The sequence below is a fragment of the Pseudoxanthomonas sp. PXM01 genome, from assembly GCF_014851815.1.
Classification (GTDB): Bacteria; Pseudomonadota; Gammaproteobacteria; order Xanthomonadales; family Xanthomonadaceae; genus Pseudoxanthomonas_A.
This window is the reverse complement of sequence record NZ_JACVAJ010000004.1, coordinates 16,143-39,075: the sequence shown is the minus strand read 5'-3', so window position 1 is coordinate 39,075 and position 22,933 is coordinate 16,143. Positions and strand designations below refer to the sequence as shown.

The window sequence follows — 22,933 nt, the reverse complement described above, 5'->3', positions numbered from 1 at the left end:
CGCGCATCGCGCCCCGCGCCATCTTCGCCGCAGTTAATTACGAAACGCGTCCGCGCACAAGCCGGATTCCGCGCCCGCGTCAAGTCCGGAACGGGAGTGCGCGCGCCTGTCGCAGGTCGCTATCGTCCGCACAGGGGCGCGATCGCCGCACGCGGTGGATCGCACGGGGCCATGGGGATGGCGTCGGGGGATATGCGCAGGCTCAAGGACGGCAAGTGGGGTGCCGATATGGCTGCGAGGGAATGCGCCGCGGCATCGCGTGTCGCCATCGCACCCCGTCCATCCTGTCCCGGAATCCGATCATGTCCCTGTGCCGCGTCCTCCTCGTCCTCGCATGCCTGGTCATCGGCATTCCCGGTGCGCGCGCGCAGGAGGCCGCCACCGCCGAGCCTGCCATCGACGCCGCCGCATGGGGGCCCTACGTCCGGCTGGTGGAACATGGCTGGCAGCTCGGCGATGGGTATCGCGTGGAATGGCAATGGCTGTCGCCGGGCCAGGAACTCCGCGAGCAATGGATCAACCCGCATGACGGCAAGGTGGTGCAGACCAACGTCATCCGGCCCACGTCCACGCCGGGCCGACTGGAGCTGACGTCGTCGCTGCTCGGCATGAACCTCAAGTGGCAAGGGCGCGTCGCGTCGCCGGGCGAGGTGGTCTGGGCGCGCGAAGGCATGATCAAGCTGCCCTACCGTCTGCGCCTGGCGGGCGACAACAAGGTGATGTACGAGGGCGTCAAGCTCAAGGACGAGCAGGTGACGGACGTGAAGTACGCGCACGAGCTGAAGCCGCTGGCGTCCCGCGACATCGCGCCCGTCGTCGCGGAAGCAGCCGACGTTCCGGCCGGAACGCCGATGGCGACGATGCCGGCCTCCGACCCCGACGCGATGGCGACGACGCTCGTGTCCACGCCGGCGCTGCCCGAGCCTCCACCCGCACCCGCGCCGGTCATCACCGGCCTGGGGCCGCTGGCGGCGTTGTCGGGCCAGACCTTCACCTGGTGCAAGCCGTCCCAGGTGGGTGGCAACAACTGCTACATCCGCTTCCACCAGCAAGGCGATGGACTGCGCGTGTGCTTCTTCGCCGCCGACGGCGGCAGCGAGTGCGACTTCGCCTACGTCGCCATGCCCGGCGGCAAGCAGCCCAACGAACTCAAGCCGCAGATCACGTCGCGCAAGGGCGAGTACTACGTGAGCACCGGCGCGCGCTGGAAGGACGATGGCCGGGTGCTGGAGTTCACCACCCGCAAGAAGTACTACGAGAGCCTGTTGAGCGAAGCCATCAAGGTGACGATGGCGCCGCATACGGGCTGGGTGCGCAATGCCGATTTCTGGGTGGCGCCGGATGGCGCGCCGCGGTGGCGCAGCTACGGCTGGACGGCCGGCATGCTCGGCGGACGGTCGAACGCCTACGACCAGACCTACGACCTGATGCCGGTGACGCCGGCGCTGGCGCAGGAGTATCGCGGCATCCACGCCAACTGGAAGGTGCAGGACGACTATCAGCGCCAGATCGACGCGCAGCGTCGCCGCGAAGAGGAGGCGCAGCGCGAGGCCAACTTCGCTGCGTTCATGGGTGGCCTCAACACGGCCGCGGCGACCATCCAGCAGGACATGGCCGAGGTCGATCGTGCCAACCAGCGCGTCGCCGACGCGCGGCGCGCGATGGAGGAAGCGCAGGCGCGCGAACAGGCGCGACAGCAGGCCGAACAGGCGGAGCAACAACGCGCCCGCCAGCAGGCGCAACAGAGTGCCATCGCGCAGCAGCAGGCCAATGCGCAGGTCGCCGAGCAGGCGCGGCAGCAGGCGGCGCAGGAAGCGGAACGGCAACGCGTGGCGCAGCAGCAGGCCGTCGACCAGGCACGCAGGAAGCAGCAGGAGGAGGCCGAGCGTCAGCGGCAGGACGAAGCAAGGCGGCTGGCCGACGAGCAGGCGAAGCAACGCCAGCAACAGGCGTGGCAGCAGAGCCTGCAACTGGCGCGCAGCACGCTGCGCCTGCGCGCGGATACCTGCCTGGGCGGCAGCGGCCGCTACTACGTGATCGGCCCGAAGACCACCGTCAATGGCTGCGTCACGGTGCACTACGAGGCACGGTGCCCCGGCGTCGCGCAGGGCGCGGGTGTGCAGGGTAGCCAGCACAACTACGTCGGCGGTAGCTGCATGGGCGTGGGCGATGCGATCGCCATTCCCGGTTCTCCGCTGTCGTGCCCGGTGGAGCAGGTCACGGTGCGGGTAACGGAGGTGACAGGATGCTGAGGCTGCTTCCCTGGCCGGCACTCGCCGTGGCTCTCATGCTCTTCGGTGCGTCTTCGCACGACGCGGCGGCCCAGGCCGTGAAGACCATTCCGTGTCCGGACGGGCGCGCCAGTCTCCACAGTTGCATCGCCAGCCACGAGACGTGTGGTTGGAGGAATGCGCGTCCGACGGAGCAGGAACTGAAAGCGGAGCAGCGTGGCGGCCTCGTTCTCCTCGCTCCTTGCCCGAAGCTGAGCAATGGCGTCGAACTGCAGCACTGCTTCATCGACAGGACGTACTACTGCAAGGTTCCTAGCGCGGCCGACATCGCGGCAGCCATTCAGGCCAAGCGCGAGCGTGAGGAGAAGGCGCGACAGGAGAAGCTGGCGGCCGAGCGCAAGGCGGCCGAGGTGGCTCGCGAGATCCAACGCCTCGGCAGCCATCGCGAAGCGGAGGCGCGGCGGCTGGTGGAGATGCGCGAAGCAGCGGAGAAGGCGCGCCCCAAACCGAAATGCCAGGAAAAGACCATCACCGTCGGCGGACACTCCAGCCAGTACGTCAACAGCCACCTATTCACGGGTTGGAAGACCCGCGACAAGGCGTTGTCGCAGGCCAAGGGCCCGCAGGGTGAACTCGGTCGCAAGTGCGCGGCGATGACCGGAAGTGCCGGCCATGGCGCCATCAGTGAACGCTGCCAGCAGGACAAGGATGGGCGCTGGGAGTGCTCGGTCGACACGACGTGCTCGGCTCAGCAGAAGTTATGTGGTGGCCAACAGTGACAAGGGGGCGGATGAAGATGCGAATGATGATGTGCAGGGCCATGGCCGTCGCCGTGGTGTTCTCTTTGAGTGGTGGCGCGCATGCGCAAGCGGCGCAGACACCTGCAGGCGCGCAGGATTTTCTCGGCAAGGTATTGGCGCAGGGCACCTCGTCGCTGAGCGTAGACCGGGGCAGGGGATGGAACCGCGTGGAAGCGGCGGAAGCCGAACGCTGCATGTGGACCGAGGAGTTCGGTGGATTCTTCGCCGGGATGCAGCGGGTCTGGAAGTGCACGGGGCGCACCAGTCCGTCCTTTCTGTCCGACGACGATTCGCGCATGTGGGTCGACGTGGGGTCGTGGACGCCCCGCGGGGCCACGGCCGAGGGTGAGTGCAAGACCCGTATCCAGGTGGACGGAAAGGGTTCGGTCTACCGCGAGTTCAAGGGCCGGTACGACGGCAAGGCGGCCGAGTTCACCGCTTGGTCGGGTCAGCAGCAGGGACCGTTCCTGATCGACTGGGGCAAGGTCGCGGGCGCCACCAGCAACGGCCGTGAAGTCCATCTCAAGGGCGTCGCGCCGGCGATGTACTTCGTACTGCCGTCGGAAGAACTCGCGGTGCGTTTCGCGTACGCGATGGAATTCCTGCGGTTGAACTGCGATGCCACTGCGGGCACGGGCTTCTGAGTAAGCGCCCGGCCAAGAACGGACTCGGCATCGTGCGCCCGGATATCCGGGTGCTTCCAGGCCGCAGCACACCTCCAAACCAGCCGTCGCCCGAACGCGCGGCAAGGGAATCCGAATGAAGATGTCCAGCATGTTTTCCGCCCTGGCCTTGTTGGCGATGGCGTTCAGCGTCCGAGCGCAGCAGCAGACGGTGGAAGGAGCGCACCTGTTCCTCTCCAAGGTGGCCGGACAAGGGGGCACGACGTTCCAGGTCGATGGTGGAGATGGCTGGAGCAGAGTGCGTGTCGAAAGATCCTATTGCCGCTACTACGGATACGACACGGTGTCCGGCATCCGGGCGGGAGAACACGACTGCTCCGATTTCAAGTCGTCCACGCACGCCATCGATTCCCGCTCGCTGGTGTCCGCGGCTTCCTTGTCGCGTTGCGCAACCCAGATCAAGGCGACCCGTGCCGGGGGAAGGGAGTTCACCCTGAACGACAGCGGCAGGAACTACTGGGACGTGCGGATGCCACCACAGCCCGGTTCGTTCGATATCGACTGGGGGAAGGTGGCCGAAGTGAAGCGTGACGGCAGCGCCATCAACGTGACGGGAATAAGGCCTGCGATCCGTTTCCAGATGGCTTCCGAGGCGTTGGCCGTGCGCGTGGCCTATGCCATGGAGTTCCTCCGCACGGAATGCGACGCCACGTCGGGGACGGGATTCTGATGTTACCGGCAGCGTTCTCGCGCTCCGTTGGTGGTGCGTCTAACCCAGGCAGGCCCGTCTTGAAAAAGAGGTGCTTGTGAGCATTGCCTTCAGGCTGCTGCTCGCACTTGCGCTGCTGGCAGCACCTTACTTCGCGCACGCGCAGGTCGGGATCTGGCTTCCTTGCAGGGAAACCAGTGCGTACTCCGAGGGACGGACGGTCTACATCGCCCGCTACATGCAGATCAATACGGTCGGCATGCAGGTTGACGACCTTGAGAATCGCTATTGCGTTACTCAGGAGAAGTGCGTCGCCCTGGGCTACTGCAAGGCCGCTTCGCCCGCGGAACAGGCCGCCGCCGACAAGGCAAACCCGGGCGCCGCCGCCGAGCGGGCGCGCCTCGAGCGCGAGCAACGGCAGAGGGAGGCGCAAGCCGAGCTCCAGCGCAAGGCCGCCGAGGCCGAGCGCAATCGCAAGGCGGCGGAAGTAGCGCGTGAAACCCAACGCCTCGGCAGCCACCGTGAGGCGGAGGCGCGGCGACTGGTGGAGATGCGCGAAGCGGCGGCGCGCGCGCGCGGTGGTCCGGCGGCGGCCAGTGCGCGCCCGCCTGAACCTGCAGGAGATGCACGCAAGGTCTGCACCAGCGCGCCCTTCAGGACCACCGTCACCTCCATGTTCAAGACCAATGAAGCCGGCGCCCGCACCGATTTCGCGCAGAGTGCGGCCCACCTGTGCCGGACCAATACGGGAAATCCCGCCTACACCGGCGCGGTCTCCTGCGTCCGCGAGGACAGGTCGTTATGGGCGCAAATGCCGGTCGCACAGATGGCCAAGCGCCCCGCGAACGACCCGCCCCGGTTCGAGTTCAAGTGTTCCGCGCCCATCGTCTGTGCTGCGCCGAAGGAGACCTGCAAGACCGTGGGCACGGTCAAGAGCTCAGGCCAGTGAGGAACCATGCCTTGAGCGGAGGAATCTCCATGGACGCCGGTTCGCTCCAAGGCCTCGGCGAAATCGCGCGCGCAGGTGGAGAGATCCGGGGCGTGGTTCTGCATTGTTGATGCGACATGTCCGGCAAGACCACAGTGAAGTATCCCGCAGGACCATCACAGCAAGGGGGCGTCGAAATGAAGTTCGCAAAAACGCTACGGATCGCAAAAGGAGGAGTCCTCGTCGCGTGCATTGCGCTGGCCGGGCAAGTCGCCGCGCAACCCGAGCAGACTGCCGAGGGGGCACAGAAATTCCTTGCCATGACGCTTCCGCAGAACGGCTATCAGAGCGGAACGTTTGTGGCGAGCTTCGAGGAACTGAAGGGCCGATTGGTGTTCCGTCGTATCAAGTTTTCCGGAACAGCCAGGGTGGTCGACGTTCGCAGTCCGGATCTTTGCGTAACCGAAATCCTGCACGACACCTCATTCATCGATTTGCAATCGAGTGAACGCGTCTACGACACCAGTGATCAGGGGCGCTGGTTGCCTTGGGAAAAAAGCAGTCCTGCCCACCAGTACTATCCGCAGAATTTCGTGAATGGGACGATTGCGAAGGACACGATTTCCTGGTCCGACGTCACGCAGGTAAAAGCGACGTCCAGTGGAGCCACCGTACTGATCCACCAACGCGGCGTCGATAGCGCGTCTTCCGTTTATCTAGGCGCGACGGATCTGGTCGCACGCGTTCTTTACGCGATGGAGTTCCTTCGCATGAACTGCGACAAGGCGGCGGGAACAGGCTTCTGAGCCAGCCAGCGCCGTTCGAGGCTGGTCATCGCTGCGCACGATCATCCGTGTCGAGGGTGATCGTGCGTGTCGACCTGCTCGACGGCTGTGCTGGCGTCAATCCTGCGGCGCCACCACCGGCTCGGCCGGCTTGGCCGCTTCCGGGCTGACCTTCTCGATGGTGTGGCGCAGCTCGCGGCCGAGGATGGCCTTGGCGTCGCGCGCCCACGCGTCCAGGCGTTCGTCGAACAGCAGCTTGCTGTTCTCGTCGGGCCAGACCAGCTTCAGTTCGCGCAGCTTCTGGATGAAGCCGCGGAACAGCGTTTTGTCGAAGAATTCCGGCGCCGCCGGTGCGTACAGCAGGCTCAGGCGTTGTGCCGCCTGCTGGCACAGGCTTTCCAGCTCGGCCGCGCCCAGCGTGCCCGGACCGTTCTTCACCAGCACCGAAATGGCGATGTAATAGCGCTCGAACGCCTGCTGCAGCGAATGGCCGATCGCGCGCAGGCGGAACACCTCGTCGGTCTGGCCGGCGCTTCGCGCCAGGATGCCGCCATCGTCGTCGTTGACCTGCTGCAGCAGGCCTTCGCGGACGAACACCTCGATGGTGCGCTCCATGCGCTCGGCGAACTCGTCTTCCGTCCACGGTAGGAACAGCTCCGCCTGCAGGAACGGATACAGCGTGCGGCCCAAGCGCAGCACACCGGCACGGCTCATGCGGCGGTTGTTCTGGAAGCAGCACGCGATCCACGACGAGGCGGTGAACAGGTGCAGCACGTTGTTGCGGTAGTAGCTCAACAGCACCGCGGTGTCATCGTCCACGCTCAGCACGTCGCCGAGCGGATGCTTGATCCGCTGCAGCATGTTGATCTCCTCGGCGTGGGAGATGATGCGGTCCGGCGAATGCGGGGTGACGGTGACGCGGTCGGAGTAGGGCAGTTCGGCCAGCAGCGTCTTCGACAGTTCGATCTGCGCGATCAGGTCCGCCTCGCCCATCGCGTGCTTGGGCGTGGACAGCAGCGCCAGCGCCAGCAGGTTGATCGGGTTCACGTCGGCGGCGCGGTTGATGTTGACCTGGATCTGCTGCGCCAGCGCATCGACGATATCGGACAGCCACGCCGGCTTTTCCTCTTCGCCGACCGGCGTGCCATCCCATTCGGGCGCGTGTTTGGCCAGCGCGTCGTTCAACGGGATCGGCTCGCCGAAATTCACCACCACCTGGCCGTAGTTCTGCCGCAGCACCTTCGGGATGCCCCACAGCACGGCCCAGATGGATTCCTTCTCCTTCGGCCGGCCGCTGAGCTCGTCCAGGTAGCTGGTGCCTTCCAGCAGCTTCTCGTAGCCGATGTAGACCGGCTGGAACAGCACCGGCTTGCGTGGCTGGCGCAGGAAGGCGCGCAGCGTCATCGAGATCATGCCGCCCTTCGGCGGCAGCAACCGGCCGGTGCGCGAGCGCCCGCCCTCGATGAAGTACTCCAGCGAATAGCCGCCGGAGACCAGCTGCGCGACGTATTCGGTGAACACCGCCGAGTACAGCGGATTGCCGCGGAAGCTGCGGCGCATGAAGAACGCACCGCCCTTGCGCAGCAGCGTGCCCACCACCGGCAGGTTGAGGTTGATGCCGGCGGCGATGTGCGGCGGCACGATGCCGCGTTCGTACAGCAGGTACGACAGCAGCAGGTAGTCCATGTGGCTGCGGTGGCAGGGCACGTAGACGACTTCGTGGCCGGGCGCGGCTTCCTTGAACTTGTCCAGGTGATGGACCAGCACGCCGTCGTAGATCTGGTTCCACACGTGGCTCAGCAGGAAGCTGGCCGAGCGCACCACCGGGTTGGAATAGTCGGCGGCGATTTCCCAGGCGTAGGCGTGCGCCTTCTTCCACGCGTCCTCGGGCTTGGACTTGTCGCGCCGGGCCTGCTCGGCGATCGCGTCCTTCACCGGCTCGGCGGCCAGCACCTGGTCCACCAGCAGGCGTCGGGTCGACAGGTCGGGGCCGATGACGGCTTCGCGGATGCGGTGGAAGTGCGTGCGCAGCACGCGCGACAGCTTGCGGACCGTGCGTTCGGGCTCCAGGCCTTCGTCGACGGTGCCGCGCAGCGACACCGGCGGCGCGAAGCGCACGATGGTGCCGCGGCCGTTGAGCAGGATGGCAAGCAGGCGGCGGAAGCGGCCGACGATGGCCCAGTTCTCGGAGAACAGCACCGAGAACCAGCCGCTCTGCTTGTCCGGTGCGCGGCCGACGAAGATCGACACCGGCACCAGCTGCACGTCCAGCGCCGGGCTGGCGCGATGCGCGTCCAGCAGTTTGGCCAGCGAACCCGAGTGGGTCTTGGCGCTGATCTGGTCGGGGATCAGCGTGCTGGCGTTGCGGCGCGACAGCGCCACGTAGGCGCGCTTGCGGCCGAGCGGATTGCCGCCGACCGGCAGCGGCACCAGCGGGGAGGGCAGGCCGGCATCGCGGCAGGCGCGGTCCAGGATCAGCGCGTTCGACAGGCCGTAGTCTTCCAGCACATAACAGACCGGGCGGCCGTCCAGCAGGTCGGCCGGCACGCCGGGCTCGATGTTCAAGGCCAGCCACGGGTCCGCGAGCCGGCCGAGCATCCGCGCCCACAACGGGCGCTTGGCCTGGCGGGTGGCGACGGGCGGTGCCATCGGCACGCCCGCGGTCACCGGCGCAGCGTCGCGGCCAGCGGGATCCGGCGAGGTCGCGGGCGCAGCCGCATCCGTCGCATCGGACTTCTTCTCCGGCGGCGTCGGCTTGGGACCGTCGGGGAACGGCAGGGAGTTCTGTTCAGGCATCGGTCGCATTATGGCCCACGCCCGTGGCCGGCTGGAAAGCGGTTACAGCCCTCGGCGGGCGGTGTTTATCCTGAGCCGGCGGGATAGCCCGGGCGGTGCAGTGGCCATAAGTGGTTGAAAAACTAAAGAAAAGAGCGTTGCCGCGCCTCAGGGCTTGCTGGCGGGATCGTCGTCGGCAGGTGGCGTCGGAAGGGGAGGCGTCGCAGCCGCCAGCACCTCGTCGGCATGCCGGAGGTAGTCGGTCAGGTACCACTGGCCATCGCGCCGGGTCAGGCTGACGACGGTATCGATCTCGCGTTCGCCCAGCGGGTAGTGGATACGCACCGTGGCGGTGTCGCCCTTCTGTTCGACAAGGCCCGTGCGCAGGTCGGTGAACGTGGCGTCCAGCGGCAGCCCGTAGCGCGTGAACGTGGCCTTGGCCTCGATGAAGAACGGCGTCAGCCGCTGCAGGCTGGCGGCCATGCCGGCGTCGTTCAGGGCCTGCTCGGTGGTCAGCCCGCTGCGTCGCGCCGCCGGCGCCAGCCGCGCCAGCGTGGCCTTGGCCAGCGCCGGATCGCCGAGCGGCGCCTGCTGCGCCCAGTCGCCGAGGGCCGCGATCACCTGCGCGTAGTGGTCGCGTTCCTCCTGGGTGTAGTCGCCCTCGTTCTTCACGTACTGCACGCCGAACAGGCCCAGCGTGCGCGCGGCCTCCTTCAGGTCGCGGTCCTGCCGGGCGAACTGGCGCTCGAAGCTCCGCTGCAGCGTTCTTTCCGCATCCTTGGCCGACAGCGCGGCCAGCATCGCCACCAGCTTGTCGTCCAGCGGCAGCTCGGTCAGCGGCCAGCGGCTCGTGCCAGCGCGCCAGGCGATGTCCAGCCGCGCGTGGACGTCCGGCGGGACGGCATCGCGCGCGAAGCCGACCAGGTCGTTGCGCTGCAGGTGGGTCGCCAACTGGCGAACCGCCGCGGCCGGCTCGCTGGCGGCGCCGGCGAGTTCCACGGGCTCGCTCTTCCTGCAGGCGGCCAGCAGCACCAGCGACAGCCCGAGGGCTGCCAGCACGCGCAGGACGGACGCGGACGGCTTCGGCTTCATGCGGTGTGACTCCCCAGTCGCCCCGCATCTTCGCGGCCCGTGGCGAGAGCGGCAAGCATGGGCGTCGCAAGTTGCCGTGCTCCGGGCAATAAAAAAGGAGGTCCGGATGTCTTGCGACCCCGCGGACCTCCTGAAATCCGGCCGAAGCCGGAGGACGAAGTGTTGTGGCACATCTCCGGCCCAGAGGCCGGATGCGCACAGACTACCTGTGCCCGAATGCTAAGGCAATACCTGAAGTAATTTACTTCAAGTTATTGATTTTACTTAATGGCGGTGATGATTTCTGCCTGGATAGCCTCGGCGGCCGCGCGCGGATCGGTCGCCTTGCTGATCGGTCGGCCGACCACGATGGCGTCGGCGCCCAGTGAGAACGCCTCGGCCACGCCGACGGTGCGCTTCTGGTCGTCGCCGACCGGCCCGCCGGGGCGGATGCCGGGGCAGACGATCGAGAAGCCGAGGCCGGTCGCGGCGCGGATCATGCTCGCCTCCTGCCCGGAGCAGATCACGCCGTCGATTCCCGATGCCTGGGCTGCCACCGCGCGTTGGACGACGATGTCCGCCGGTTCGCCGCTGTTGATGCCCATGGCGCGCAGGTCGCCCCCGTCCATCGAGGTCAGCACGGTTACGGCCAGCAACCGCAGTTCGCCAGCACGCGCCTCGGCGGCCGCTTCCATCATCCCGGCATGCCAGCCGTGGATGGTCGCGTAGGTCACCGGCCAGCGCGACAGGCCGCGGATCACCCCGGCTACGGTGGCGGGGATGTCGAAGAACTTCAGGTCGACGAACACGCGCTTGTCGCGGCGGGCCAGTTCGTCCAGCACGGTGAAATAGTCGCCGCTGGCCAGCAGCTCCATGCCGATCTTGTAGAACTGCACCGCGTCGCCCAGCCGGTCCACCCACGCCAGCGCGTCGGCACCCGAGGGGGCGTCGAGCGCGAAGATCAGGCGCTCGCGTGCCGTCAGCGCGACCGGCCCGCGTGCGCTCACGGGGCGTAGTCCAGCGCGTCGCGCTTGGCCTGCGTGCGGGCGGCGGGCGGCTGGTCCCAGGCGTTGTTGAACAGCGCCGGCTCCCACGAACCGTAGGTCGGGTTGGGCAGCATCCACCAGCGCTCGCCGAACCAGTCGTCGTACTCGTCGAACAGCGCCTGGCGGGCGTCGCGGGTGTTGGCTTCCACCTGCACGAAGTCGCCGATCTGGTCGCCAAACTGCATCAGCACGCGGTACTGCTGGCCGGCCAGGCGGCGGCGGCAGTTCTTCTCGCTACCGTTCTGCTCGCAGCCTTCCAGCACCGTGCCCAGGCCGAGGAACACGCTGTCGTCGGCGACCGGCAGGCCGGCCTCGCGCAGGTTGGCCAGCGTGGCTTCCTTCAGGTGCACGGCGCGGTTGGAGATGTACAGGATGGTCACGCCCTTCTCGGCCGCGGCCCTGGCGAAATCGACCACGCCCGGCAGCGGCTTGGCTTTCTTCTCGGCGACCCACTGGTCCCAGCTGATCTCGTCGTATTCCTTGCCGTCGCGGATCAGGCGCGCCTGGTACGGCGAGTTGTCCAGCACGGTTTCGTCCACGTCCATCACGACGGCCGGCTTCAGGCCGGTGGCGGCGTTGCCACGTTCGCTCGGGACCAGCGCGTCCCAGTTCTTTTCCTTCAGCGCGACATCCAGGTGGTCGGCGGCCGCGCGGAACGTCTGCGTGGTGATCGCGCGGTATTCGACCGAGGTCTGCACCCACGCCACCGCGTTGAGGTTGTCGTGCGTGCCGGTGGGCTTCGTCGCGGCTTCGGCCGGGGCGGCGGCGGGTTCGGTGCGTTTGCAGGCGGCCAAGGTCAGCAACGACGCCGCCAGGCCGGCGGCAAGCAGGGAAACGCGCATGGAAGATCCCATTTCGAATGTGCGGGAATTCTAGCCGACCGGTGTTACACCCGTCGTTCGGTGCAACGGCATGCGGGTTATCCTGCCGGCCCCGCTCCTGTTCCCGATGCCTCCATGGAAGACACCGCGCCCGTCCTGAATGCCGCCGAGGCCCGCCTGCTGGGCTGCCTGATCGAAAAGGAGGCGACCACGCCGGAGACCTATCCGCTGACAGTCAACGCCGCGCAGGCCGCCGCCAACCAGAAGACCGCGCGCGAGCCGGTGATGGCGCTGGATCCCGGGGCGGTGAACCATGCCCTGCGGCAGCTGGAACAGAAGGGGCTGGCGAAGCAGGTGTTCTCCTCGCGCGCCGAGCGCTACGAGCACCGCACCGCGGCGTTCTTCGGCATTCCGCAGCAGCAGGCCGTGCTGCTGGGCCTGCTGATGCTGCGCGGTGCGCAGACCGTGCACGAACTGCTCGCTCGCAGCGAGCGGCTGTTCAAGTTCAATGATGCCGATGATGTCCGCCATCACCTCGATCGCCTGATCCAGCGCGAGACCGCCCTGGTCGTGCAGATCCCGCGCGGCCCCGGCCAGCGCGAGGACCGTTATGCGCACCTGTTGAGTGGGCCCGTGGATGTCGCCGCGATCGCGGCGCGCCTGCCGTCTGTGTCGTCGAGCGAGCCTGCGAGCGCCGAGCTCGAAGTCCGTGTCGCGGCGCTGGAAGGCGAGGTCGCCGCGCTGCGCGAACAGGTCGAGCGACTGCTCGCCGAGCGCCCCAGCGCTTGAGCGGCACCATGGACTGGACGGTTGCCGTATCCAATCCGCAATCACTGGCGCAGCTGCCGTCCGATACCGGTGCGCGGCCCATCGACCTGCATGAGGTGATCCTGCACCGCGATGGTCCCCGCGTGCGCCTGCGTTTCGATGTCGATGCCGTGCCGCATCCGCTGCCCTCGCGCTGGGATGGCGATGCCAACCGCACGCAACTGCAATTGGCCTGCTTCGGCGTCAGCGCGTTCACGTTGTCGGGCTTCGCGACCACGATGTCCGGACGGTTGACGATGCGGCCGGCCGATGGCGCGTGGGACGTGGAGTTTCGCGTGGACGATGTCGTGCTCGCGTTGCGTACGTCGATGGTGCGCGTCGAATCGCTGTCGGGCTACTACGATCCTGGCGAGGCAGGCTGAGCAATCGGCGGCTGTCGCGTCCGGTAAATGGATGAACCGTGTTCGATGCGCCGCGAACGGAAGTGCGAGTCCAGCGTCGTTTCCACTCCTTTCGTGAGTAGCGCTCCTCCACACGTTCTTCACATCTCCGCGGCGGATTGCGTGTGTATCCGCAGCGCGATAACGTGGGGCTGCCGAATGGTCAGGAAAGCCTCATGGAACGACGCCTTCTTCGGAGCATCGCCACGGGCGCGTTGATCTCCGTTGCCACGACAGGATGCAATGCCACCATGTCCACCTCCACTTCTCCCGCCTCGTCGACCGGGCTGCCGGATGGCCACTACACCAACGTCGGTGCCGAGTGGCCGTTGAAGTTCAGGGCGCATTATTTCGGCGCCCACTGCTTCGATACCCAGTCGTGCGAAATCCTCTATCGGGGTTTCAGGCATGGCGCGGAAGACAGGCCATCGCCTTCGGTCGAATCGTATGGGCGACCGCTCGACAAGCTGCTGAGCGCCGGCCGCGGCCCCATTCCGAACTTCCCTCCTCCCGCCACGGTGACGTGGCGCTCGAAGGACGGTACGCCGCTTGAGGCGACGATCGACATCGGCGAGATATTCAAGGACCAGCTGATCCGCCACCATGTCTCGCGCGAGGATGCACTGGATCCGGCATCCAGTGGAACACCCAAAATCATCGTTGAGGTCAATGATCGCACCATCAACGTATACATGCGGGACATGATCGCGCTGAAGAAGCCGCAGTTTCCCGATCGTCCGCACAGCGATTTCCGCGATGACCTGATCAAGGTATTCAGCCGCACCTACTGAGCAGGGAGTGCTCGTCATGGGGTCAGGAAATCCTTCAGCGCATCGCGATGGTGGCATCGATGTCGAACTGGCAGGCGATGCTGGTCGCGACAGCTACCGGCGTGCAGAGAGCGATCTTTCGCAGCTCCGGATTCCGGTTCTTCTTCGTGAGGACCGGCCGCATGATCGACTGTACGTGGCCGCGATGGACGGCACCGGCAACAGTATGGTCGACGACGATCCGGAGCAGTGGAGCGCCGTCGCCAAGCTCTACGAGCAGATCGAAGAGCTGAAGCACACGCGCATCTCGGCAGGCTACGTCGAAGGCACCTACACGCAGAATGGACTGCTGAGGACGCCGGAGAAATGGTGGGACGGTCGCTTCGGCCATACCTTCGACGAGCGGGTCGAGACCGCCTATCTGCAGTTCTGCGAGCAGGCCAAGAAATGGCTGGACGAAGATCCTGACGCGCAGATCCGGCTCGCGGGCGTCGGCTTCAGTCGGGGAGCCGAAGGTATCGCCGCGCTGGAGCGCATGGTGCATGAGCGTGGCATCCGCGATCCGCAAGGGGCGAAGATCGAGCGGGACGCCGAAGGACTTGTCGTGCGCGTCGAATACGCCGACCGTCCGCTTCTGGTAGAGCCGGGCAAGACACCGCAGGTCGCGTTGCTCTTCGACCCCGTCTCCACTGGTGTCGAAGAGCATGACCGTCGCCTGCCGCCCTCCACGCTGACGACGTTCCAGATCACCGCCCAGCACGAACGGCGCGATCTCTTTCCGTCCAGCGAACACGTGCCCGCAGGTTTCAGCGAAGACCACCGCAATTACAACGCGTGGGTGGCCGGTGCCCATAGCGATATCGGCGATACCTACCGGCGCAACGGCCTGGGCACGGAGAGCCTAAACCTCGGCGTCGCATTCCTCAACCGGCTCAGCGATCGGCCATACCTGGAAAAACGTGCCCTTCCCGAGGATCCGGATCAGTACGTGATCCACCGTTCGGACCAGCACATGGCAGGGCTCTATGGCACGAAGGGTTTCGATCGCGACGGCGTGCGCGATCGCGAGACTGATCTCGCCCCGGATAAGTTGTGCCGCCGTGGCATCGTGGACGACTGCAACCGCAAGGAGCCGATCGACGAAGCCCTCGACGCCCGGTTCGAACGCCGTACCGGGACGATGCCGCAGCCTGCGGTCCGGCCGGAGACCGGCCTTCCGGCGTCGGCGATGGAGCCGGTCCATCGGCCGGGCCTGAACGACATCGTGGAGAAGGTGTCGCGCGAGGGCGCGAGTAACGGTGCGGGTCTCATGCCGGCCGTTGTCGCCGAATATCTGCGCGGACCCTGGGCGCGCGAGTTCCAGGCGGAGATGGCGAAGGAACTGGCGGCGAGGGATGCCGCATCGCGGCCGGCGGTGGAGGTTGTTCGCGATACGCCCGAGGTTGTCCGCTAGGCCTGCAGGTGCGCGGTCACCGTTTCTCTTCCATCAGGCCCAGCAGATTGCCATCCGGATCGCGCAGAAAGCCCGTCCATAGTTCGTGATCGGGCATGCGCGCGGCGAGCTGCGGCGGACGCTCTTCCGTCGCGCCTCGCGCCACCAGCGCGGCTTGCGTGGCGACGATGTCATCCACGCTGAAGTAGAGGATCGAGTTCGCACCGACGGCACCCGCGCCCTGCGGCGTGGTCAGCATCAGGCGTACGTCGCCCGCGCTCAGGAACGCCAGCGTGGGGGCAGGCTGGAACAGGAAGGCAAGGCCGAGCACGTCGCGATAGAACGCCAGCGCAGTGTCGACGTCGCCGACGGTGATGGCGATCTGGCGGATGTCGGCGAGGCGCGGTTCCATGGCGAATGCTCCGGAGGAGGTCACTTCGGGCGACGGCTGCTGCGCAACAGGAACAGGCTGCCGATGAGCATGCCGAACAGGGATGCGCCGAGTCCGAGCACGCCGGCGACCACGACGTCCGCCACGGGCGCGCCGGCCGGTGGCAGGTGACGCATCGCATCCCATGCCATCCGCACGAGCACGGCTGCCGGCACTGCGCATGCAATCAGGAGCCATAGCGTGGCGAAACGTCCGGTGCCGAAGGCACGCAGCAGCATCGCGATCACGCCGACAGCGACCAGGCCAGGCCCGTAGAGCGCGCGAGGCAGGCCGGCCAGTTCCGGCGGCAGTTGCCAATACGGGAAACCGACGCCGACGAGGGCGATCAGGAAGCCGATCCACCGCCAAGCCTTGCTGTCGCGCGTCATGCCCAGGTCCACCGGAGTGCGATGCCGCGCAGCGTAACGCAACCGCCGTCGTCGCGGGTCAGTCGAACATCGCCTGGATGGCGGCCAGGCCGGCGCTGGCGCGTTCCTTCTTGCGTTCCGCGTCGGCGACCGGGTCGGCGCCGTCGCGCTGCAACTCGTCGGCGGGAAGTTCGTCGATGAAGCGGCTGGGCTGCAGGCGCAGGCGTTCGCCGAAGCGGCGCGTCTCGCGGTTGTGGCTGAGCCACAGCTGCTCCTTCGCACGGGTGATGCCCACGTACATCAGGCGCCGCTCTTCCTGCAGGTTGCCTTCTTCGACGCTGGTCTCGTGCGGCAGCGTGCCGTCCTCGCAGCCGACGATGAAGACATATCGGAACTCCAGTCCCTTGGCCGCGTGCAGGCTCATCAGTCGCACCTGGTTGCCGCCGTCGTCCTTGTCGTTGCGCGACAGCAGCGCCAGCTGCGCGGCCAGGTCGCCGGCCGAACTACCGCGCGGGCCGCCCTCGAACCAGTCGGCCAGTTCATCCAGGTTGGCGCGACGGCGCTGGAACGAGGCTTCGTCCTTGCACTGCGAGCGCAGGTCGGCGAGCAGGCCGGAGCGCTCGCTGAGGCGGCGGACCAGGTCGGCCGGCGGCAGTTCCTCGGCATGACGGCGCAGGTCGCGCACGATATCGACGAAGGCGCTGAGCCCGTTGGCCGCGCGCGGCGGCAGGGCCTTCAGCGCGCCCATCGATTCGGCGGCGCGCGACAGCGGCAGGTGCGCGTGCTGGGCCATCTCGGCCAGCTTGGCCAGCGAGGTGGCGCCGACTTCACGCTTCGGCGACTGCACCGCACGCAGGAACGCCGCATCGTCGTCCGGATTCACCAGCAGGCGCAGCCATGACAGCGCGTCCTTCACTTCCTGGCGTTCCAGGAACGCGGTGCCGCCGGTCAGGTGGTAGGGAATGCGCAACAGCTGCAGCGCCTTCTCCAGCGCACGCGACTGGTGGTTGCCGCGGAACAGGATGCAGAAATCGCTCCATGCGGCGCTCTTGGACGCATGCACGAACGAGATCTCGGCGGCGACCTTCTCCGCTTCGTGCTCGTTGTCGCGGCATTCCCACACGCGGATGCGCTCGCCATCGGCCTGGTCGCTCCACAGCGCCTTGGGGTGCTCGTGCGGGTTGTTGGCGATCAGCGCATTGGCCGCGCGCAGCACGCGGTTGCTGCAGCGGTAGTTCTGTTCCAGCTTGACGATCTGCAGGGCGGGGTAGTCCTTCGCCATCTGCAGCAGGTTGTCCGGGTTCGCGCCTCGCCAGGCGTAGATGCTCTGGTCGTCGTCGCCCACGCAGGTGAAATCGCCGCGCTCGCCGGCGATCGCCTTCAGCAGGCGGTACTGCGCATCGTTGGTGTCCTGGCACTCGTCGACCAGCAGGTAGCCGATGCGCTCGCGCCACGCGGCGGTGATCTCGGGGTTGTTCTCCAGGATCTGCACCGGCAGGCGGATCAGGTCGTCGAAGTCCACGGCGTTGAACGTGGTCAATCGATCCTGGTAGCGCTGGTACAGCAGCGCGGCGTCCTTCTCGCGGTTGGTACGCGCTTCGGCCAGCGCTTCCTCGGGCGACAGGCCGGCGTTCTTCGCGCGCGAGATCAGGTTCTTCGCCGCTTCGATGTCGTCGGGCTTGGCGCCGTACATCAGGTCCTTGACCTGCGCGGTGGCGTCGTCCGCATCGAAGATCGAGAAACCGCGCTTCAGGCCCACCGCGGCGTGTTCGATCTGCAGGAACTTCAGTCCCAGCGCATGGAACGTGCAGATGGTCAGCCCTTCCGCGGCGTCGCCCCGGATCCGCTTGGACACGCGTTCGCGCATTTCCTTGGCGGACTTGTTGGTGAAGGTGATCGCCGCGATCCGGCGTGCCGGGAAGTGGTTGCCGGCGATCAGGTGCGCGATCTTCTCCACGATCACCCGCGTCTTGCCGCTGCCGGCGCCCGCGAGCACCAGCAGGGGGCCCTTGCTGTGAAGGACGGCGGCGCGTTGGGGGGGGTTGAGACCGTGCATGTGACGTACTTCTGCGTAGGCCATCAGTTTACAGACAACCGCGTTCCGCTTCTCCTAGCATGGCGCCATTCCCGGTCTCCGGAAGCAGGCATACCACCATGAACGCCCTGCGTTGCTGCGTGCTGATCCTGTCCGTCCTGTCCGTCCTGTTCGCGGCGTGGCCTGCGATGGCGCAGCAGGCGAATGCCGACCCGGCGGTGATGACCGAGGGCTTCCTGGCGGCGCACCCCGACCTGCGCTGGCGCGCGGAAGGTGCGCGGGCCTACGAGCGCAAGGATTACCCGGGCGCGCTGGAGCGTTTCAAGCGGGCCGCCTACCACGCCGACAAGCCGTCGCAGGCGATCATCGCGGACATGTACTGGCAGGGCACCGGCGTTGCGCAGGATCGCGCCATTGCCTACGCCTGGATGGACATCGCCGCCGAGCGGCTCTATCCCGATTTCCTCGCGCAGCGCGAGTTCTACTGGGCGCGCCTGGATGAAGCGCAGCGCAAGGCGGCCATCGAGCGCGGGCAGGCGATCCTCGCGGAGTACGGAGATGACGCCGCCAAGCCGCGGCTGGAGAAAGCGCTCCGGCGCGGAGTGAGCGGCATGACCGGCAGCCGTGTCGGTTACGTGGGCAACCTCGACATCATTCCGCATACCGGTCCGCTGGCCGGCACCGGCATGACGGTCCGCGGCGACCAGTACTACGACCGCAAGTACTGGCAGCCCGAGCTGTACTGGCGCCTGCAGGATGCGGTGTGGGAGGCGCCGAGGAAGGGCCGGGTCGACGTCGGCGACGTCGAGCCGCTGAAAGCGGGCGAGGGCGAGTAGGCGGAACGCCGCCGCCCGTACAATGGCGGCATGGCCAAGCTCTACTTCTACTACTCGGCGATGAATGCCGGGAAGACAACCACCTTGCTGCAGTCCGCGCACAACTACCGGGAGCGCGGCATGCGCGTGGCGATCCTGACGCCGCGCCTGGACGACCGTGCGGGAACCGGCGTGGTGGCGTCGCGCATCGGGCTGCGTTCGGACGCGGTGGCGTTCGACCGGGCCGACGATCTCGAGCGGTGGGTACGCGGCGACATCGCCGCGCATGGCAAGCTGGATTGCGTCCTGGTCGACGAAGCGCAGTTCCTCACCCGCGCACAGGTCTGGCAACTCAGCGAAGTGGTCGATGCGTTGCGCATCCCGGTGCTGTGCTACGGCCTGCGCACCGATTTCCGCGGCGAACTGTTCGAGGGCAGCCAGTACCTGCTGGCCTGGGCCGACGAGATGAGCGAGATCAAGACGATCTGCCATACCGGCAAGAAGGCGACCATGACCGTGCGCGTCAACGAGCAGGGGCTGGCCGTACAGGACGGGCCGCAGGTGGAGATCGGCGGCAACGAACGCTACGTGTCGGTCAGCCGCGCCGAGTTCAAGCGGATCGCGCGCGGGGAAAGCCGCATCGAGTCCCTGCAGCAGGCACTGCCGCTGGGCTGAGCCGCATCAGCGGCAGGCGGCACGCAGCGCGGCGACCTCGCGGGGAATGATGCCGCCGTCCGGCAACGCGACGCGAAGCTCGCCCGCCAGCGCGTCCAGGTCGCGGCGCGCGCGTTCCTTGTCGCCCAGGCGGCAGCGCGCCTCGGCCAGGTAGGCACGTGCGGACCAGCGCAGCTTGGGCGCCTCGCTGCCGTCGCCCTCGTGCGCGGCCAGCACCTGCAGCGGCGCGATCGCATCCTGTGGCCGTCCCAGCCGCGTCAGGTGGCGGGCCATCGACAGTTCGGCGAACCAGGTGCGCGGATGGTCGGGCCCGAAGCCCACGCGCGTCAGCCGCACGGCGCGGTCGAACCGCTCGGTGGCGCCGCGCAGGTCGCCCTTGGCGGCCAGCACTTCACCCATCATGCGGTCGGTCTCGCCGATCAGGGCGTGGCTGGCACCGATCGTCCCCACCCGCATCTGGCGCGACTCCTCCAGCGCCGCCAGCGCTTCGTCGTTGCGTCCGGCGCTGTGCAGCACCATGCCGTAGTTGAACAGGCCACCGGGCAGGATCTGCAGGCTCTCGTTGGCGCGCCAGATCGCCACGGCCTGTGCGACATCGCGCACGGCGGTCTCGTTGTCGCCGCGCTCCCACGCGATGATGCCCATCGAGTTCCAGCTGGATGCCGTATCGCGGTGGTGCGGTCCGAGCGACTCCAGCGTCATCGCGTGCAGGCGGCGCAGTTCCTCGTCTGCCTCGCGCAACTGGCCCTGGTCCACCTGTACGGCCGCGATGTGCCGACGCAGCGCCTGGGTGAGGGGGTGGCGCGGACCGTGGATATCCTCCGACAGCGCGCGTGCACGCCGGAACGCGGCCAGCGCGGCATCGGTCTCGCCACGATTGCGGTACAGCAGGGCGAGGCTGCGCTGGATCTCGATCACCAGCGGATGGCGGCCCTGTCCGTGCGCCTGCAGATGCGTCAATGCGGCGCGATAGCCGCGGGCGCCCGCATCGGCATTGCCCAGCTCGACGTCCAGCTGCGCCAGGTCGCGCATGTTCTCGGCGACGCCGGCTTCGTCGCCCAGGTTGCGGCGTATCTCGAGCGAGCGGTCGAACATCTGCCGCGCGATCTGCTTCTCGCCGGCATCCGCCCGGCAGCGTCCGTTCTGCGACTGGAATTCGGCCACCCGCAGGGGCAAGCGCGATTCGAGCGCGCCCAGACGCGCCTCCATCGGGGCCATGGCCTGCACGCACTGGCGCGAGCGGCCCAGCAGGCGCAGCACGCGGCCGTGCTGCGTGGCCGCCTGCAGGCGCAGGCTGTCGGGGACGTCGTCGGTCACCGCCAGTACGCGCGCCTGCTTTTCCAGCAGGGCGAGCGATTCGTGGTAGTCGCCCAGACCCAGCCGCAGGCGGGCGATCACGCCCAGCAGTTCCGCCTGTGCGCGCGGCTGGTTGGCCAGTTCGCGATCGCCGCGACGCTCGCCCGCCGCCAGCAGCTCGCGCGCATCGAAGGTGTTGCCCTGTTGCGAAGCGCTGGCGTTGTCGAACAGGCCGATCACGAAGTCCTGCATCGCCTGCGCGCGCGCGGTCTCGCGCATCGCCTGGCGCCCCTGCAGGACGCTGACGGCGAGCGCCGAGATCAGGATCGCGGCGGCCACCCCGCCACCGGCCAGCGCCCAGCGGTGCCGCACGAGGTACTTGTGCACCCGGTAGCCCACGCTCTGCGGGCGCGCGAGGACCGGCCGGCCCTCGATATGCCGCTGCAGGTCGAGCGACAGCGCTTCCACCGACGGATAACGCTGTTCGGGCGCCTTCTGCAGCGCCTTGAGGGTGATGTTGTCGAGGTCGCCGGCCAGCTTGCGTGCGGTGCGACGGGCGTCGGGACACGCGTTGCGGCTGCCGTCGGTGGTGCGCAGCGTGGCCACCGACGGCTTGAGCGGCTCCACCGCCAGGATGGCCTGTTCCCACTCGGCGTCGGTCTGCCGGCGCAGGCGGTAGGGCTTGGTGCCGGCGATCAGTTCGTACAGCACCACGCCGAGCGAATAGACGTCGGTCATGGTGGTGACGGGTTCGCCGCGCACCTGTTCCGGCGCCGCGTAGTGCAGGGTGAACGCACGCACCTCGGTGCGCGGATGCAACGCCACCGGCTCGGGGTCGTCGAGCAGCTTGGCGATGCCGAAATCCAGCAGGCGTACGTCCCCGTTGGGCGTCACCAGGATGTTCGACGGCTTGAGGTCGCGATGGACGATCAGGTTGGCATGGGCGTGGCTGACCGCTTCGCAGACCTGCAGGAACAGCGCGAGCCGTGCCTCCAGGCCGATGTTGTTGGCCAGGCAGTAGTCGGTGATCGACACGCCTTCCACGTACTCCAGCGCCAGGTAGGGCTGGCCCTCGCTGCCGACGCCGGCATCGAGCAGGCGCGCGATGTTGGGGTGCTCCAGTCGCGCCAGGATTTCGCGTTCGCGGGTGAAGCGCAGGCGCAGGTTGGGGTCGGCCAGGCCCGGGCGCAGGAGCTTCAGCGCGACGCGGCGCTGGTACAGGCCGTCGGCGCGCGATGCCAGCCAGACCATGCCCATGCCGCCCTCGCCGAGCAGCGATTCCAGCTGGTACGGGCCGACGCGGGTGCCGGGCTTCAGCTGGCCCGGCTTGTCGACCAGCGGCTGGTCGATGAACCCGTCGCCTTCTTCCTCCAGCGCGAGCAGCTTCTCGATTTCGCGCGCGGTGTCGGGATCATCCGCGCGCAGGATCTCGAGCTGTTCCGCGCGCGCCTCCGGCTCCAGCTCCAGCAGGACGTCCAGCAACGGGGACAGGCGTTTCCAGCGTTCGACGTCCATCGGCGCGGTGCGGCTGGCCTGGGGTCAGCTGTCCTGCATCGCAGACAGCAGGAACAGGCGGGCCTTCTGCCAGTCGCGGCGGATGCTGCGCTCCGAGCGCTGCAGCAGTTCGGCGATCTCCAGTTCCGACAGGCCGGCGAAATAGCGCATCTCGACCACCTGGGCCAGGCGCTCGTCGGCGGCGGCCAGCTTCTCCAGCGCGTCGTTCAGCGCCAGCATGTCCTCGTCCAGGCGAAGGTTGCCTTCGACCTCCTCGGGGATGTCGGCGACACGCTTGAGGTCGCCGCCGCGCTTGCGCGCCAGGCGGCTGCGGGCGTAGTCCACCACCACGCTGCGCATCGACGAGGCGGCATAGGCGAAGAAGTGGGCGCGGTCCTCGAACTTGGCCGTGCCGGTGGAGCCGAGCAGCTTCAGGTAGGACTCGTGCACCAGCGCGGTGGCGTCCAGCGTGTAGCCGTGCTGGCCGGACAGCTGGCGGCGCGCCATGGTGTGCAGTTCCTGGTACAGCGTGGCCAGCACGCGGTCCAGCGCGGCGCGGTCGCCGCCACGGGCCGAATCCAGCCACAAGGTGATGTCAGGTGCGTCGGCCATCCGTCTTCC

General features: G+C 67.6%; 21 protein-coding genes. 12 read left to right on the top strand and 9 right to left on the bottom strand.

Going from position 1 to position 22,933, the window contains the following annotated elements; translation table 11 throughout:
• Positions 1-302: 302 nt before the first annotated feature.
• From IB230_RS19280 to IB230_RS19255, 6 genes are all read left to right on the top strand, one after another.
• The gene (locus IB230_RS19280) at positions 303-2,252 is read left to right on the top strand and encodes a hypothetical protein (protein WP_192274499.1); all 1,950 of its coding nucleotides are present in this window, start codon (positions 303-305) and stop codon (positions 2,250-2,252) included.
• Positions 2,246-3,010 carry a hypothetical protein gene (locus IB230_RS19275; protein ID WP_192274498.1) on the top strand — a complete coding sequence of 255 codons (765 nt, stop codon included), beginning with the start codon at positions 2,246-2,248 and terminating at the stop codon, positions 3,008-3,010. The genes IB230_RS19280 and IB230_RS19275 overlap by 7 nt, the downstream gene beginning before the upstream one ends.
• A gap of 41 nt (positions 3,011-3,051) precedes the next feature.
• Entirely contained in the window at positions 3,052-3,675 is a 624-nt protein-coding gene (locus tag IB230_RS19270) for a hypothetical protein (protein ID WP_192274497.1), read from the top strand.
• Between the two features lie 115 nt (positions 3,676-3,790).
• Positions 3,791-4,384: a hypothetical protein gene (locus tag IB230_RS19265; RefSeq protein WP_192274496.1), complete on the top strand. Its 594-nt coding sequence runs from the start codon at positions 3,791-3,793 to the stop codon at positions 4,382-4,384.
• Positions 4,385-4,460: 76 nt separating this feature from the next.
• Positions 4,461-5,312, top strand: a complete 852-nt coding sequence (locus IB230_RS19260) for a hypothetical protein (protein WP_192274495.1) — start codon at positions 4,461-4,463, stop codon at positions 5,310-5,312.
• A 116-nt stretch (positions 5,313-5,428) separates the two neighbouring features.
• A complete protein-coding gene (locus IB230_RS19255) occupies positions 5,429-6,097 on the top strand; it encodes a hypothetical protein (RefSeq protein ID WP_192274494.1) in 669 nt (222 codons plus the stop codon).
• A gap of 96 nt (positions 6,098-6,193) precedes the next feature.
• Here the strand turns inward: IB230_RS19255 and plsB are convergent, their stop codons facing one another.
• The 4 genes from plsB to IB230_RS19235 form a co-directional block, all read right to left on the bottom strand.
• On the bottom strand, positions 6,194-8,881 hold the full coding sequence (gene plsB / locus IB230_RS19250; protein WP_192274493.1) for a glycerol-3-phosphate 1-O-acyltransferase PlsB: 2,688 nt from the start codon (positions 8,879-8,881) through the stop codon (positions 6,194-6,196).
• Positions 8,882-9,019: 138 nt separating this feature from the next.
• Positions 9,020-9,943, bottom strand: a complete 924-nt coding sequence (locus tag IB230_RS19245) for a hypothetical protein (protein ID WP_192274492.1) — start codon at positions 9,941-9,943, stop codon at positions 9,020-9,022.
• Between the two features lie 260 nt (positions 9,944-10,203).
• Positions 10,204-10,929, bottom strand: coding sequence for an orotidine-5'-phosphate decarboxylase (gene pyrF, locus IB230_RS19240; protein ID WP_192274562.1), 726 nt, complete (start codon positions 10,927-10,929; stop codon positions 10,204-10,206).
• Positions 10,926-11,810 carry a 5'-nucleotidase, lipoprotein e(P4) family gene (locus IB230_RS19235; protein ID WP_225589696.1) on the bottom strand — a complete coding sequence of 295 codons (885 nt, stop codon included), beginning with the start codon at positions 11,808-11,810 and terminating at the stop codon, positions 10,926-10,928. The genes pyrF and IB230_RS19235 overlap by 4 nt, the downstream gene beginning before the upstream one ends.
• Before the next feature lie 114 nt (positions 11,811-11,924).
• On the opposite strand from IB230_RS19235, the gene IB230_RS19230 reads away from it, so the two are divergent.
• The 4 genes from IB230_RS19230 to IB230_RS19215 all read left to right on the top strand — a co-directional run bounded on the left by IB230_RS19230 (position 11,925) and on the right by IB230_RS19215 (position 15,220).
• Positions 11,925-12,578, top strand: a complete 654-nt coding sequence (locus IB230_RS19230) for a DUF480 domain-containing protein (RefSeq protein ID WP_192274490.1) — start codon at positions 11,925-11,927, stop codon at positions 12,576-12,578.
• Between the two features lie 8 nt (positions 12,579-12,586).
• The gene (locus tag IB230_RS19225; RefSeq protein WP_192274489.1) at positions 12,587-12,979 is read left to right on the top strand and encodes an Imm50 family immunity protein; all 393 of its coding nucleotides are present in this window, start codon (positions 12,587-12,589) and stop codon (positions 12,977-12,979) included.
• Between the two features lie 143 nt (positions 12,980-13,122).
• Positions 13,123-13,788 carry a hypothetical protein gene (locus IB230_RS19220; protein ID WP_192274488.1) on the top strand — a complete coding sequence of 222 codons (666 nt, stop codon included), beginning with the start codon at positions 13,123-13,125 and terminating at the stop codon, positions 13,786-13,788.
• Between the two features lie 16 nt (positions 13,789-13,804).
• The gene (locus IB230_RS19215; RefSeq protein ID WP_192274487.1) at positions 13,805-15,220 is read left to right on the top strand and encodes a DUF2235 domain-containing protein; all 1,416 of its coding nucleotides are present in this window, start codon (positions 13,805-13,807) and stop codon (positions 15,218-15,220) included.
• Positions 15,221-15,236: 16 nt separating this feature from the next.
• Here the strand turns inward: IB230_RS19215 and IB230_RS19210 are convergent, their stop codons facing one another.
• The 3 genes from IB230_RS19210 to IB230_RS19200 are packed head-to-tail and all read right to left on the bottom strand — an operon-like array spanning position 15,237 to position 18,053.
• Positions 15,237-15,611, bottom strand: coding sequence for a VOC family protein (locus IB230_RS19210; protein ID WP_192274486.1), 375 nt, complete (start codon positions 15,609-15,611; stop codon positions 15,237-15,239).
• Positions 15,612-15,631: 20 nt separating this feature from the next.
• Positions 15,632-16,018, bottom strand: a complete 387-nt coding sequence (locus IB230_RS19205) for a hypothetical protein (protein ID WP_192274485.1) — start codon at positions 16,016-16,018, stop codon at positions 15,632-15,634.
• Positions 16,019-16,076: 58 nt separating this feature from the next.
• A complete protein-coding gene (locus tag IB230_RS19200) occupies positions 16,077-18,053 on the bottom strand; it encodes a UvrD-helicase domain-containing protein (RefSeq protein WP_192274484.1) in 1,977 nt (658 codons plus the stop codon).
• A 98-nt stretch (positions 18,054-18,151) separates the two neighbouring features.
• Between IB230_RS19200 and IB230_RS19195 the strand changes: the two genes are divergently transcribed.
• Positions 18,152-18,868, top strand: coding sequence for a sel1 repeat family protein (locus IB230_RS19195; RefSeq protein WP_192274483.1), 717 nt, complete (start codon positions 18,152-18,154; stop codon positions 18,866-18,868).
• Positions 18,869-18,898: 30 nt separating this feature from the next.
• Entirely contained in the window at positions 18,899-19,522 is a 624-nt protein-coding gene (locus IB230_RS19190) for a thymidine kinase (protein ID WP_192274482.1), read from the top strand.
• Positions 19,523-19,528: 6 nt separating this feature from the next.
• Here IB230_RS19190 and IB230_RS19185 read toward each other — a convergent pair whose 3' ends face one another.
• Together IB230_RS19185 and IB230_RS19180 are read right to left on the bottom strand one after the other, a co-directional pair.
• Positions 19,529-22,333, bottom strand: coding sequence for a serine/threonine-protein kinase (locus IB230_RS19185; protein ID WP_192274481.1), 2,805 nt, complete (start codon positions 22,331-22,333; stop codon positions 19,529-19,531).
• Between the two features lie 24 nt (positions 22,334-22,357).
• Entirely contained in the window at positions 22,358-22,924 is a 567-nt protein-coding gene (locus tag IB230_RS19180) for an ECF-type sigma factor (protein WP_192274480.1), read from the bottom strand.
• Positions 22,925-22,933 lie beyond the last annotated feature (9 nt).

Excerpts from the sequence above, each read along its gene's own strand:
- IB230_RS19280 (WP_192274499.1), top strand. The coding sequence starts at position 303 with ATGTCCCTGTGCCGCGTCCTCCTCGTCCTCGCATGCCTGGTCATCGGC.
- IB230_RS19275 (WP_192274498.1), top strand. The coding sequence starts at position 2,246 with ATGCTGAGGCTGCTTCCCTGGCCGGCACTCGCCGTGGCTCTCATGCTC.
- IB230_RS19270 (WP_192274497.1), top strand. The coding sequence starts at position 3,052 with ATGGCCGTCGCCGTGGTGTTCTCTTTGAGTGGTGGCGCGCATGCGCAA.
- IB230_RS19265 (WP_192274496.1), top strand. The coding sequence starts at position 3,791 with ATGAAGATGTCCAGCATGTTTTCCGCCCTGGCCTTGTTGGCGATGGCG.
- IB230_RS19255 (WP_192274494.1), top strand. The coding sequence starts at position 5,429 with ATGTCCGGCAAGACCACAGTGAAGTATCCCGCAGGACCATCACAGCAA.
- plsB (WP_192274493.1), bottom strand. The coding sequence starts at position 8,881 with ATGCGACCGATGCCTGAACAGAACTCCCTGCCGTTCCCCGACGGTCCC.
- IB230_RS19245 (WP_192274492.1), bottom strand. The coding sequence starts at position 9,943 with ATGAAGCCGAAGCCGTCCGCGTCCGTCCTGCGCGTGCTGGCAGCCCTC.
- IB230_RS19235 (WP_225589696.1), bottom strand. The coding sequence starts at position 11,810 with ATGCGCGTTTCCCTGCTTGCCGCCGGCCTGGCGGCGTCGTTGCTGACC.
- IB230_RS19230 (WP_192274490.1), top strand. The coding sequence starts at position 11,925 with ATGGAAGACACCGCGCCCGTCCTGAATGCCGCCGAGGCCCGCCTGCTG.
- IB230_RS19225 (WP_192274489.1), top strand. The coding sequence starts at position 12,587 with ATGGACTGGACGGTTGCCGTATCCAATCCGCAATCACTGGCGCAGCTG.
- IB230_RS19215 (WP_192274487.1), top strand. The coding sequence starts at position 13,805 with ATGGGGTCAGGAAATCCTTCAGCGCATCGCGATGGTGGCATCGATGTC.
- IB230_RS19210 (WP_192274486.1), bottom strand. The coding sequence starts at position 15,611 with ATGGAACCGCGCCTCGCCGACATCCGCCAGATCGCCATCACCGTCGGC.
- IB230_RS19205 (WP_192274485.1), bottom strand. The coding sequence starts at position 16,018 with ATGACGCGCGACAGCAAGGCTTGGCGGTGGATCGGCTTCCTGATCGCC.
- IB230_RS19200 (WP_192274484.1), bottom strand. The coding sequence starts at position 18,053 with ATGCACGGTCTCAACCCCCCCCAACGCGCCGCCGTCCTTCACAGCAAG.
- IB230_RS19195 (WP_192274483.1), top strand. The coding sequence starts at position 18,152 with ATGAACGCCCTGCGTTGCTGCGTGCTGATCCTGTCCGTCCTGTCCGTC.
- IB230_RS19190 (WP_192274482.1), top strand. The coding sequence starts at position 18,899 with ATGGCCAAGCTCTACTTCTACTACTCGGCGATGAATGCCGGGAAGACA.
- IB230_RS19185 (WP_192274481.1), bottom strand. The coding sequence starts at position 22,333 with ATGGACGTCGAACGCTGGAAACGCCTGTCCCCGTTGCTGGACGTCCTG.
- IB230_RS19180 (WP_192274480.1), bottom strand. The coding sequence starts at position 22,924 with ATGGCCGACGCACCTGACATCACCTTGTGGCTGGATTCGGCCCGTGGC.